8 protein-coding genes and 2 pseudogenes are annotated in these 12,687 nt (G+C 64.6%); 1 reads left to right on the forward strand and 9 read right to left on the reverse strand.

Annotated elements, in window-relative coordinates:
- The 4 genes and pseudogenes from SSPN_RS57885 to SSPN_RS57890 form a co-directional block, all read right to left on the reverse strand.
- Window positions 1-1,517 (reverse strand): annotated as a pseudogene (locus SSPN_RS57885) (hypothetical protein); the annotation flags it as partial.
- Window positions 1,474-2,433 (reverse strand): hypothetical protein, encoded by a 960-nt coding sequence (locus tag SSPN_RS46095; RefSeq protein ID WP_237710832.1) that lies wholly within the window; start codon window positions 2,431-2,433, stop codon window positions 1,474-1,476. The pseudogene SSPN_RS57885 and the gene SSPN_RS46095, both read right to left, overlap by 44 nt.
- The gene (locus SSPN_RS0127570; RefSeq protein ID WP_010311389.1) at window positions 2,433-2,858 is read right to left on the reverse strand and encodes a hypothetical protein; all 426 of its coding nucleotides are present in this window, start codon (window positions 2,856-2,858) and stop codon (window positions 2,433-2,435) included. Before SSPN_RS0127570 ends, SSPN_RS46095 begins: the two co-directional genes overlap by 1 nt.
- 39 nt (window positions 2,859-2,897) lie before the next feature.
- Entirely contained in the window at window positions 2,898-4,685 is a 1,788-nt protein-coding gene (locus SSPN_RS57890) for a hypothetical protein (protein WP_010311392.1), read from the reverse strand.
- Window positions 4,686-4,830: 145 nt separating this feature from the next.
- Between SSPN_RS57890 and SSPN_RS46105 the strand changes: the two genes are divergently transcribed.
- Window positions 4,831-6,261 carry an ATP-binding protein gene (locus SSPN_RS46105; protein ID WP_237710753.1) on the forward strand — a complete coding sequence of 477 codons (1,431 nt, stop codon included), beginning with the start codon at window positions 4,831-4,833 and terminating at the stop codon, window positions 6,259-6,261.
- A gap of 662 nt (window positions 6,262-6,923) precedes the next feature.
- Here SSPN_RS46105 and SSPN_RS60430 read toward each other — a convergent pair.
- The 5 genes and pseudogenes from SSPN_RS60430 to SSPN_RS0127610 all read right to left on the reverse strand — a co-directional run.
- Window positions 6,924-7,082, reverse strand: a pseudogene (locus SSPN_RS60430) (IS256 family transposase); the annotation flags it as partial.
- A gap of 81 nt (window positions 7,083-7,163) precedes the next feature.
- Entirely contained in the window at window positions 7,164-7,697 is a 534-nt protein-coding gene (locus SSPN_RS55530) for a hypothetical protein (protein WP_148272050.1), read from the reverse strand.
- 445 nt (window positions 7,698-8,142) lie between these two features.
- Window positions 8,143-8,298, reverse strand: coding sequence for a hypothetical protein (locus SSPN_RS57105; protein WP_158309658.1), 156 nt, complete (start codon window positions 8,296-8,298; stop codon window positions 8,143-8,145).
- Window positions 8,285-8,686 (reverse strand): hypothetical protein, encoded by a 402-nt coding sequence (locus SSPN_RS0127605; protein WP_010311403.1) that lies wholly within the window; start codon window positions 8,684-8,686, stop codon window positions 8,285-8,287. The genes SSPN_RS57105 and SSPN_RS0127605 overlap by 14 nt, the downstream gene beginning before the upstream one ends.
- A 60-nt stretch (window positions 8,687-8,746) precedes the next feature.
- Window positions 8,747-11,023, reverse strand: coding sequence for a hypothetical protein (locus tag SSPN_RS0127610; RefSeq protein WP_420188314.1), 2,277 nt, complete (start codon window positions 11,021-11,023; stop codon window positions 8,747-8,749).
- Window positions 11,024-12,687 lie beyond the last annotated feature (1,664 nt).

Consider the following 12,687-nt stretch of genomic DNA (forward strand, 5'->3'; position numbering starts at 1 on the left):
GGGGTCAACTGCCACTCAAAACTGACATTGATGTGCCCCCCGGACTCCGAGCCATAACCGCCCTGCCCCCGTACCACGCTCAGCAACTTCTCCATACTGGGCCACACCTGCTCCCTGACGGGCCGCTTAGTGTCATTACGCAGGATCGGCGATGTCGCCTCCACCTCGAAAGGCTCCCACTCATCGAGCAACGCCCACTTACCGTTAGCCAAAATCTCCACAGCATCGCTCTTACGAACCAGTTTCGAGCCGTGGGCGGTCCGCCAATCCACCAGCCCCTCTCGTTCGAGCTCCGCCCCCAGACTTTCGACCCGCTCATCGAAATGATCGCCCGGGAGCTTGAACTCGACCTCGAATCCCAGACGCACGTCCGACCGAGAGCTCACCCCACCAGGCACACCGCCCTCGAAATACGTGACCGGAACACGCCCCTGCGCAATCGCCTGCCCCGCCTGCACATACACCTCACGCACCTTCGCCCACCGAGCTTTGTTCAACCTCCTCTCCTCCGCCTGTATCGCCCGCAAGCTCGACTCAACCGTCTGCAACTCCGCTGGAGTCCACTCCCCCTGCTGCACCCACTGCTTCGCATTTTCGACGTTCTCACGCGCATGATTCGGATTGAATTCCGGCGGCATCGCCCTCAAATGCCGCTCCATTCGACCCGTCACCTCGGCCAACGTCGCAATCTCGGCCGGCACGAATCCCGCAGCCCGTCCCTGCCCAGACTCACCCACCTGTTCCCCGGCCGGTTCGCCCTCGTCATCCACCATCCCGGCCAACTCCGCCCGCAACGCCTCGACACGCCCCCGCGCCTCCTCCCAATCCCTCCGCATAACCTGATCGAACATCGGCAACCTCTCGAACTCCGCCCGCGACATCTCGTCCCACCCCGGCAAACCCTCAAATGAAGCCAGGTCAGACTCAGCCTGCTCCAGCGACTCCCGCAACTCCGCAACCCGCAAACCCGGCCCCTCAGCCTCCTCCCTAGCCAGCTGCGCCCGCCCCGTCAACTCCGCACCAGACTGACGTTTCGGACCCGCCACCTCGGCGGGCAACCCAGCCCCCCAGCCCATGCTTCGCAGCCCGGAACCACCGGGCACCTCCGACACCGGAATCACCCACATCCCCGCCACCGCGGAAACATCGGCTTTCTCAGCGACCTCGCCCTTCTGCGGATCCAGCAGATCCACCACCCCACGCCCATCGCGGTATCCGCTATGCACCGCAGCGATCACATGCGCACTACCGTCCGCTCGCTGGTAAATCACCGGCACAGCCTGCCTCGCCCGCTCAATCTCCCCCCGCACATCCGAGTCCGCCCCCCCCCCCGCCGGTGCTGTTTCCGTCGTCGTCGCGCTCTCCGGCAGGTGCGGGTTTTCCGGTCCGCGTGTGGGCCAGTACCGATAAGCCTCCGCGGGTTCGTCATAAAGTCTGGTCCTGGAGTCCGTCAACGCCTCGCCCAGATCAGCCTTACCAGTAAACTGCCCGAACTGGTTGTCGTCGGTGAGTTCCATCCACCCACCGTTGCTGGGACGGAATTGCACACCAGATCCACACCCCATCGGAACGGAAACTCATCGGCACCACAGACCCCCGCGACCGATCCACCACATCATCCATCGTGGAATCCGTATCCAGAACCACCGTCCCGGCACGAAGATAATCCAGCACCCGGTCCCGCTCCACCACATCAACCAGCCGCGGATGATCCTCCTCAAACACCGACTCCCCGGCCTCATCCACACCATCAAAGACACGCGCCAACTGCAACCCGACAGGTTCAGACGCCGCCCACACCAACCGGCCATAAGACCGCGCCGCCCGCTGATACACCGGCACCTCACCACCCGACACCACCACCTCCACCCGCGGCACACCCGAACCCGCCACCACCAACACCCGCTGAAGCCGACCCGTCAACCCAACCAGATCAACACCACCTCCCGCCTCCACCACATACACCGGCAACCACGGCCCCCGACCACTGACCGGACCACGCCACACACACCACAACCCCCGAGCACCAGCGGTACCCGACAACACCGCCACCAACCCCGCCACCCCCGCATCATCGACACCCACCGGCTCGCTTGGCGCGCCGGTGAAATGCCACGCCAGAACCCGCTGCTCATCACCGATCGGGATACGGCTGAACGTCGAAATCGCAGAACCCGGCAACAACTCGGCCAGCACCCCCATCTCCCGGAAACTCAGCGCCACACCACCCGCAGCCAACTCCTGACACACCGACTCAGCAACCTGGCCGATCCCACCCTCCGCCAATTGCTGCCGAACCGTCGCGAGGAACTCATCCGGCACCCGGCCGGCAAGCCCCAGCAACACATCATGCATCCCGGCCACACGCTCATCACCAACGGACACGTCCGTACCCCTCATCGTCCCTCCAAGCTCATCGAACACACCATCCATCACGACCCCGATCCACGTACGGTCCAATACCGATAAACCTCAGCAGGATCGCCAGCCAAAAGCCTGGCCCTGGAATCCATCAACGCCTCGCCCAGATCATACTTACCAGTAGCCCGGCCGGGCACAGCCAGGCTGGGATTGTCTTCGTTGTTGGTGAACTCGATCCACCCATCTCTGACGGGACAGAATCGAACGCGACCATCGCTTTGCCGTTCGTAAACCCCAGTAAGCAGACGCCCGTCCGGGGTCTTGTACACGTCCGACATAGTCGCCAATACTGGCCCGTTAACTCCCGCCAGCACCTCTGTCAGCAGCGCACCGGGAGCGCGGGAAATCGCCAGCACCGTCCACTTTTCTTCGTCGTAGAATCCGTATCCGACTTGGTACTGCCCGAGAAACCAGGTGAACAGCCCAAAATCGATCACCTCCCCATTCCGGAGGCGGCACCACCGACAACCACGCGTCTACGCATCCTGCGGGCGGGACAGATACTCCAGGACACGGTGCACGGCTACCGCATCCAGGGGCGCGGGCGGGCGGTCGGCGTCGCGGATGTGCGCCAGCAACTGTTCATCAGGAGCCAACCCGTACTGCTCCAGGTAGTAACAGACGATATCCGGCCAGATCCACACCCCATCGGAACGGAAACTCATCGGCACCACAGACCCCCGCGACCGATCCACTCGAACATCAGCCTCAGTCGGCGCAGCCTGCTCCTCCGGCTCCCGCTGATCTGCACCGCTCGTGGTGTCCTCCACCGGCACCGCAGCACCCGACTGTGAAGGCCCACCACCGCTGGTGTGCTGACCCGACCCCAACCCCGCCGCCGACTCCCCCGAACGCCCAGCCTGACCCACCGGCCCGGCCCCGGCCTGGATACTCAGCCCGCTGCCCTGCGTGCCCAGCCGCCCCGCCAACGCCCGGGAAAACTCCACCACCCGGTCCCGCTGATCATCACCGAGTTCACGCTGCTTCGCCGCGACCAACGCCACCACCTCGTCCAGCGACACGACAGCGCCCCGACCAGCCAGCCTCCGAACGTCATGCGTGCCCTGCACAATCCGCCGCGCCACGTCCTTGTCCTCACTGGACAACTCCCCCCGCCTTGCCCGCTCAATCTCCCCCCGCACATCCGAATCCGACCACTCCCCCACCGGCGCTGAATCCGCCGCCGCACCAGCCGGAACACCAGCCGAGGCCTCCGCCAGACCGGTCAGCACCCCAGCAACGGACCCATCCACCGGCCCAGCCGAACCATCCGCCCCGAACACCGTCCACTGTGGCCTGCCCCCAACCCGCCCCGACGTCAGCGCGACCACAACACGCCCCAGACCCCGCGCCAGATCCGACCCCTGACCCGACGACACCACCACACCCACATTCGAATTGCCTAGAGACACCAACACCACCGGCCCACCCGTGGAACCCGCCACACCGCCCCGCACGAACTCCGCCAACCCGCGTCCAGCAACCACATCCACGGGCACCGGCACCCGCACCGCATCCACTGGCAACCCCACAGGCACGGGCACCGCGCGTGCGGGCCAGTACCGATAAACCTCCGCAGGATCGTCGGGCAAAGATCTGGTCCGGGAATCCATCAACGCCTCGCCCAGATCAAACTTACCAGTAAACCGGCCGGGCTCGTCTACGTTGTTGGCGAACTCGATCCACCCCTGTGTGCCGGGACGGAATCGAAGGCGACCACCGCTTTGCCGTTCGTAAACCCCAGTAAGCAGGCGCCCGTCCGGGGTCTTGCACACGTGTGAAATGGTCGCCAATACCGGCCCGTTAACGACCCTCAGCACCTCTGACAGCAGCGCATAGGACGCGCCGGGAATCGCCAGCAACGTCCACATTTCTTCGCCGTTCCATCCGCTACCGACCTTGTTAATCTCGAGCAAACGGGCGAAATCCCCAAAACCGATCGCCTGCCCATTCCGGAGGCGGATCCCGGAACCGTCTGACGTCACCCGGGCCACGACGAGGCTCGCGTCCTTGTACAACTGGTACGAATGCGCCTGGGCGACGACCTGCTTCTTCGAAGCACCCAAGGCCGGGGACAGCACCGACTGTTGGGGCAGGCTCACGACCAGCGCCGGGTAGCCTTCTACGGGATCGCTGAGCTTCCACGGGCGTGTCCAGGCGAAAAGCTGCACCACCTGCGCGGTGAACACCACCCGATGGTCATCCGGCGCGCCGAACACCGTCTTGTCGTCACGCAACTCGACCCAACGATCCCGACGGGCCACCCGTACGCAGTCCTGTCCGGGCGCTCCTGACGACGCACCACCGACAACCACGCGTCTACGCATCCTGCGGGCGGGACAGATACTCCAGGACACGGTGCACGGCTACCCCATCCAGGGGCGCAGGCGGGGGGGGGGGGGGTGGGATGTGCGCCAGCAACTGTTCATCAGGAGCCAACCCGTACTGCTCCAGGTAGTAACAGACGATGATTTCGACCTGGATACGGCGGAAGCAGTTTGCTCCGACGAGGTGCTGCTGCTGCCAGAGGACGTGCTGGAGCTGGTCGTCGGACTGGTGGACAAGTCCATCCTCAGCCGGCAGGACCGTGCCGGGTGCACGCGTTACCGGTTGCTCGACCCGACCCGTCAGTACGGGAGGCAGCGGCTTCACGAGTCAGGGGAGGGAGACCTCCTGCGGCGGCGGCACCGGGACCACTACAGCTGGTTGGCCGAGCGGGCCGAGGCGAAGTGGTTCGGTCCCGAGCAGGTGGCCTGGAATGAACGCATTTACGCCGAGCATGCGAACCTGCGAATGGCACTGGAGTTCTGCCTCATCGAGCCCGGAGAGGCGCGGACCGGCTTGAGGTTGGCCGGGGCGCTGTGGTTCTGCTGGGTCGGCGGCGGTCGGGTCGCGGAGGGTCGCTACTGGTTGGATCACCTGCTTGCGCGAGCGACGGAACCGAGCAGGGAGCGGGCGAAGGCGTTGTGGACCAACGCCTGGGTCGCCACCATGCAGGGGGATACCAGCCCTGCGCTGATCATGCTCGACGAGTGTCGTGATCTGGCACGCAGCATCGGAGACGATGTGGAGCTGACCTCCGCGTTGTGCGTGTCCGGCTACGCCGAGCACGTGCGCGACAACCAGCAACGTGCGGTGGCGTATCTGGAAGAAGCCCTGGCGAGGGAGGACGCCGCGGGGCAGCCCAGCGCAGTGACCGTGGTGAGCCGCCCGATTCTGGCCAGTACTGTGCTCCTTCTTGGTGACTGCGAGCGGGCTCGTGCTCTCTGCGAAGAATGCCTGGCGATGCGTGACGCGTACGGCGTTCCCTGGTCGGGCTCTTGGGCACTGTGGGTGCTGGGCCTCGTGGCTTGGACGGAAGGCAACGCAGAGCAGGCCAGCTCATACGCTCGGGAATGCCTACGGCTCAAGCAGCAGCTCAACGACCTGGTCGGAATGGCCATATCCATCGAGCTGCTCGCCTGGTCCGCGGTCGACCAGGACGCTGAAAGCGCCGCTCGGTTGCTGGGGGCCAGCCACACCTTGTGGCGCGAGATAGGCAGGCCGCTGTTCGGCTTCCCGCCGTACGTAGCCCGGCATCGGGCAAGCGAGGAACAGGCCCGCATGGTTCTCGGCTCGCGGGCGTTCGACGTTGCTTTCGAGGACGGGAACAGCCTCACCTGCGACCAGGCCATATCCTATGCGCTAGGGGAAAGCCGTGATTCGCGTGTCCTGACGGACCATCATCGCCAGCCCTGCAAGGGGTTTTCCCGAATCACATGTCAGGCATCCCCGGCTGATTGGGGAAATCCCGACACACTCGGGTGGCCATCGGTCAGGCTGCAACGAGCGAGGCACTGACCCCAGGGCGTGTGCAAGGTTGACCTATCCGGTTTAGGTAGTTTCGGGCGGGAAGGTGGGTGGCAGGTTGCCCAGGTGGGTGGCAGGTTGGCCAGGTGGTGGACCGTTTCGATACCGGCGGCTGTGCCGTTCGGTCGGCGCCAGCGCCATATCCGGTTCGCAAGTTTCCGTCCAGAACAAAGACCTTCCAGGCTGCGGGTCCTGGCACGTCCGTACCCGCCCGGTGCTGGCGGTGCTGGCGGTGACCGCCGGTGCGAAGACGTTCATCGAGTCCGCCTCGGCGGAGAGAATCCGCAAGTTCCATTGAAATCGAACCTTCGATTTCAATGGAACTTGCGGACCGTCGGCGTGTCGCACCCCGACACGCCGATGCCTGTGGACAACCTCCGCAATTTCAATGGAAATCGTGGGCGGGTACGGACGTGCCAGGGCCCGCAGCCTGGAAGGTCTTTGTTCTGGACGGAAACCTGCGAACCGGATATGGCGCTGGCGCCGACCGAACGGCAAAGCCGTCGGTATCGAAACGGTCCATCACCTGGGCAACCTGCCACCCACCTTCCCGCCCGAAACTACCTAAACCGGACAGGTCAACCTTGCACACGCCCTGGTGCTCGGTCTTCCACTGCCTCGGTCAGTTTCGTGATCACAGAGGCGGATAATCATTTGCTGCTGCAGATGAATTGTCCGAGTGCGGGCACGAAATCTCTGCTGGAGAGGCCGTGCAGGCACAACAGCGGCAGTCCTCGGTGATCTTCGGAATCTTGCGTTCCCACGGAGGAATGATCGCCGACGAAAAACCGGCGCCGTGCCCCGGTGCCCGGCAATGTCGGCCATGCTTGGAACCTTGCATCCGATCACTGGGAAAGTGCGCCCCTCCCAGCCGATCCACAGGTTTCAAGCATTCACTTATCGGCGGTGAACACCACCCGATGGTCATCCGGCGCGCCGAACACCGTCTTGTCGTCACGCAACTCGACCCAACGATCCCGACGGGCCACCCGTACGCAGTCCTGTCCGGGCGCTCCTGACGACGCACCACCGACAACCACGCGTCTACGCATCCTGCCAACCGGCAACCCCACAGGCACGGGCAGCGCGCGTGTGGGCCAGTAGGGATAAACCTCCGCAGGTTCGTCGGGGAAAAGCCTGGTCCGGGAATCCATCAACGCCTCGCCCAGATCAAACTTAAAAGTAACCCGGCTGGGCTCAGGCTGGTTGGGATCGTCTTCATTTTTGATGAACTCGATCCACCCATCTCTGCTGGGACGGAATCGAACGCGACCATCGCTTTGCCGTTCGTAATCGCCGGCAAGCAGACGCCCGTCCGGGGTTTTGTACACGTCCGAATTAGTCGCCAATACCGGTCCGTTAACGACCTGCAGCACCGCTGACAGCAGCGCTCCGGAGGCGCGGGGAATCGCCAGCAAAGTCCACATCTTGCCGAATCCGACTTGGCACGCCCCAAGTAAATTGGCAACACCACACGCGGACCATAGGTGTCCTGCAACCAGGAGCGTGCCCGCTCCGCGAGCTCGTTCATACCGCTCTGCCCCTCAGCCACCAGACCATTTCCAGCGCAGTATGAGCCCGCCACACCCAGTCTCCAAGCCCCTTACCCGAACGTCAGGCAAACCTGCCCGCCCGGACTACTAGGCCCCCCGCGAACCGTAGAGACATCCCCGATGAGCAGCGACGAGACCGGAACAACGGCATTTTGATCAACTGTTCAGGAAGAGCGCGGTCCGGAACCCCAGGAAACGAGCAAGCCGATCGCGCAGCTCGTCCAGGAACTGAACGTCAACGAAGGCAATGTGCACAACCTTCTTCAGCATGAAGGCCCAGTCACCACATGGTGACTGGGCCTTCGGCCGGGTGGAAAACCTATGCCGTGTAGACGACCGCATCGAACTCGTGGTTGGTGACGCCGTCCCGGAACGCCAGCAGCTCGGCTTCGGTGAACACCAACTCGACGGCTGCCCAACCGCGGCGGCGGAACACATACATACCGTCGTCTCGCGGCTGGTCATCTCCAGGCACAGCCCCTCGGTGCAGCCCTCCCGAGCACCGGCTGAATCCCAGCCGACACGAATACCGCAGCCTGCTTCTCCCGAGACGCACGCGTGTGTTCCCTGGCCGGTTCGCGCTGGTCATCCACAATCTCGTCCAACTCCGCCTGCGCCGCCCCCAACTTCGCGCGCAACTCCGCCTTCAAGTCCTCGATACGTCGCTGCGCCTCCTCCCAGTACCCACGCATCGAGATCGATCCCATCCGACGCGTCCGCTCATAGTGTTCGTTCCGATCAGGCCCAGCCTGCTCCGATACCCCGCTCGGCACCATTGCATCCTGCTCGTCCTGCTGCCCACTTTCCCCCACGCCCGCAATCCCCGGGGCCAGTCTCCCCCGGGCCAGCATCGACTCCAGCACCGCCTTATTTTCTTCAGCCTGTCCCTCATCTCCTCCAACTCCTTCTCAAGGCGAAGCAAGTCATCGTCCTTCTCCCGCAACGCCAGCAGCCTGCCCTGGTCGGCCTCGGTGCGGGTGCGCTCCTCCAACGCCACCAACGCCTCGATTTCCGCAACCCATTTGTTCCGTGTCCGCACTCGATTTCTCAGCTTCACTGCCCGGAACACCAGCCGAGGCCTCCGCCAGACCGGCCAGGCCCCCACGCCCCCCGGTCAGCACCCCAGCAACGGACCCATCCACCGGCCCAGCCGAACCATCCGCCGCGAACACCGTCCACTGTGGCGTGCCCCCAACCGGCCCTGGCGTCAACACGACCACAACACACCCCAGATCCCGCGCCAGATCCGACCCCTGCCCCGGCAACACCACCACACCCACACCCGGATCACCCTGCGACACCAACACCACCGGCCCACCCGTGGAACCCGCCACACCGCCCCGCACGAACTCCGCCAACCCACGCCCGGAAAGCACCCCCGCCGGCACCGGCACCCGCACCGCGTCCACCGGCAACCCCACAGGCACGGGCACCGCGCGTGCGGGCCAGTACCGATAAACCTCCGCAGGATCGTCGGGCAAAGATCTGGTCCGGGAATCCATCAACGCCTCGCCCAGATCAAACTTACCAGTAAACCGGCCGGGCTCGTCTACGTTGTTGGCGAACTCGATCCACCCCTGTGTGCCGGGACGGAATCGAAGGCGACCACCGCTTTGCCGTTCGTAAACCCCAGTAAGCAGGCGCCCGTCCGGGGTCTTGCACACGTGTGAAATGGTCGCCAATACCGGCCCGTTAACGACCCTCAGCACCTCTGACAGCAGCGCATAGGACGCGCCGGGAATCGCCAGCAACGTCCACATTTCTTCGCCGTTCCATCCGCTACCGACCTTGTTAATCTCGAGCAAACGGGCGAAATCCCCAAAACCGATCGCCTGCCCATTCCGGAGGCGGATCCCGGAACCGTCTGACGTCATCCGGGCCACGACGAGGCTCGCGTCCTTGTACAACTGGTACGAATGCGCCTGGGCGACGACCTGCTTCTTCGAAGCACCCAAGGCCGGGGACAGCACCGACTGTTGGGGCAGGCTCACGACCAGCGCCGGGTAGCCTTCTACGGGATCGCTGAGCTTCCACGGGCGTGTCCAGGCGAAAAGCTGCACCACCTGCGCCTGCCCGGCCTCGCTCAGCGGCAACAACTCCAGGAACTCCGCCAGCTTCTCCAGCCAGACCTCCTCGTCCCTGGTCTGGTCGTCATAACCCAGCAGATCCGGATCACCCATCAACCGATCCAGCTTCCGGTAGATCGCCGAATCGGTGCCTGCCAGCATCATCGCCGCGCTCAACTCGGCCCGCACCTGCCACAACGCGGGATTCCCGGTCAGCTCACCCGCGTCCCCAGCCCACACCCGGAACTCAAGCCGATCGTCCTCAAATCCGAGGACGTCAAAACGCACCGCACGATTCCTGTCCCTCGGATTGGGAAGAGATCGGTACCCGTCGGCGCCGGCATCTTCGTCCACTGTGTACGGATCCGACGGAAGCGGAATCGGCCCAGCGTACGTGACGTCGCGTTGCTTCGACCCGTCACCACCTGCAACGTTGCCCAGCCGGTAAAGCAGCGCCTCGGAGACCTTCGCGATCTGCGCCACCCGCACGTACTGCACAGGGGTCAACTGCCACTCAAAACTGACATTGATGTGCCCCCCTGACTCCGAGCCATAACCGCCCTGCCGCTGTACCGCGCTCAGCAACTTCTCCATACTGGGCCACAACTGCTCCCCGACGGGCCGCTTAGTGTCATTACGCAGGATCGGCGATGTCGCCTCCACCTCGAAACGCTCCGCCTCCTCGATCAACGCCCACCTACCGTCGGCCGCAATCGCCTCGGCTTCGTTCTTCGAAACCAGCTTCGAGCCGTGGCCGGTCCGCCAATCCACGAGCTCCTCTCGTTCGAGCTCCGCACCCAGGCTGTTGACCCGCGCATCGAAATTTTCGCCTGGGAGCTTGAACTCGACCTCGAATCCCAGACGCACGTCCGACCGAGAGCTCACCCCACCAGGCACACCGCCCTCGAAATCGTCAAAACGCACCGCACGATTCCTGTCCTTCGGATTGGGAAGGGATCGGTACCCGTCGGCGCCGGTGTCGTCGTCCACCGCGTACGGATCCGACGGAAGCGAAATCGTCCCAGCGACCGTGACGTCGCGTTGCTTCGACTCGTCGCCGCCTGCAACGTTGCCCAGCCGGTAAAGCACTGCCTCGGAGACCTTCGCGATCTGCGCCACCCGCACGTACTGCACAGGGGTCAACTGCCAGCCGAAGCTCCGCCAGCTCCGCCGCCTGCTCCTCAGTCAACGGCCCCCGCCCCGCTAACGCCTCCAACTCCGCAACCCGATCAGCAGCAGCCTTTCCCGGCTGGCGATACTTCGCCTTCGCTTCCCTCGCTTGCTGCTTCCGCTCCGCCACCTCCGGCTTGAGCGCCGCCAGCTCCGCCGCCTGCCCCTCAGTCAACGGCCCCTGCTCCGCCAACCCCTCCAACTCCGCAACCCGATCGGCTTCGGCCTTTCTCTCCTTGCGACGCTTCGCGCTCCTTTCCCTGCTCCGTTTCTGCTTCGCACTCCGCGGGTCCTGTGTTGTTGCCTGTTCCGTCGGGGTGAGCACCTCGCTCTCGTCACGTTGATTCCCGGAATCACTCCCAGCAGCGGGGTCTTCCACCATCCGCCGCTTGGACGCCCCAGACTCACCAGCCTCCTCCCACGTCCGCTTCGTGCCAGCCACCGGCCCAACGTGAGGCTGACGCTTCGGACCTGTCACCTCCGCGGGCAGCCCAACCCCCCAGCCCAGGCGCCGCAGCCCGGAACCACCGGCCGGCAACACCACACCCCGATCCGACGCCACCTCCCGCACCGGAATCACCCACACCCCGGTCGCAGCCAAAACATCAGCTTTCTCAGCGACCTCCCCCCTCTGCGGATCCAGCAGATCCACCACCTCACGCCCATCACGCTCTCCGGCATGCACCGCAATAATCTCGTGCGCACTACCATCAGCTCGCTGGTAAATCACCGGCACACCCACACCCACCGGCCCGCTCCGCACATACTGCTCAACCCCAGCAACACCCCCCACCCACCGAGCCTTCACCCCAAACGCCGCCTCCAACCCAGCCGGATCCCGATCAACACCAGCCGGACCCGCCACAAACTGCCGACCGAACCCGACAGAATTGTGAAGCGCCACCACCGCCTCCTGGCAGTTCACCTGATAACGCTCATCACCAGAACCAAAATTAGCCTGATTCACCCCCCGCAGAAACCGATACCAATCCCCAACCAACTCACCCCCCACTACCGGACCCGCAACCCCCCACACCCCAAACTCCGCCGCACCCCCCGCACCCGGCCACACCGCAGCCGCCCCCACGTCCAAGTCGTCCTGATCAGCACCAGCCTGCCCCGATACCTCATCCGGCCCCGCAACCCGATCGGCGGCAGCCTTTCCAGCCCGGGACCGGTTCGCGTCCCGTTCCTTCTGTTTCCGCCACTGCTGGGCCTTCGGCCGGAGCTCCGCCAGCTCGGCCTCCTGCTCCTCAGACAGCGGCCCCCGCTCCTTCAACGCCTCCAACTCCGCAACCCGATTAGCAGCCGCGTTTACCGCCCGGTGCCGCTCCGCGTCCCGTTCCTTCTGTTCCCGCCACTGCTGGGCCTTCGGCCGAATCTCCGCCAGCTCGGCCTCCTGTTCCTCAGTCAGCGGCCCCTGCTCCGCCAACGCCTCCAACACCCCAACACGATCGACAGCAGCCTTTCTCGCCTGGTAATGCTTCGCGCTCCTTGCCTTCTGTTTCCGTTTCCGCTCCGCACTCGGGTCCTGCGGTGCTGCCTGCTCCGTCGGCGCCCCACTCCCACCATCACCCGGACTCCCGGAAACAGCCCCAACAGCAGCGGCCGCGTCCACCTTCCGCCGC

Source organism: Saccharopolyspora spinosa NRRL 18395 (assembly GCF_000194155.1).
Classification (GTDB): domain Bacteria; phylum Actinomycetota; class Actinomycetes; order Mycobacteriales; family Pseudonocardiaceae; genus Saccharopolyspora; species Saccharopolyspora spinosa.

Bases quoted from the DNA above. Each gene is read 5' to 3' on its own strand.
- SSPN_RS46095 (WP_237710832.1), bottom strand. From the start codon at position 2,433: ATGGATGGTGTGTTCGATGAGCTTGGAGGGACGATGAGGGGTACGGAC.
- SSPN_RS55530 (WP_148272050.1), bottom strand. From the start codon at position 7,697: ATGTGGACTTTGCTGGCGATTCCCCGCGCCTCCGGAGCGCTGCTGTCA.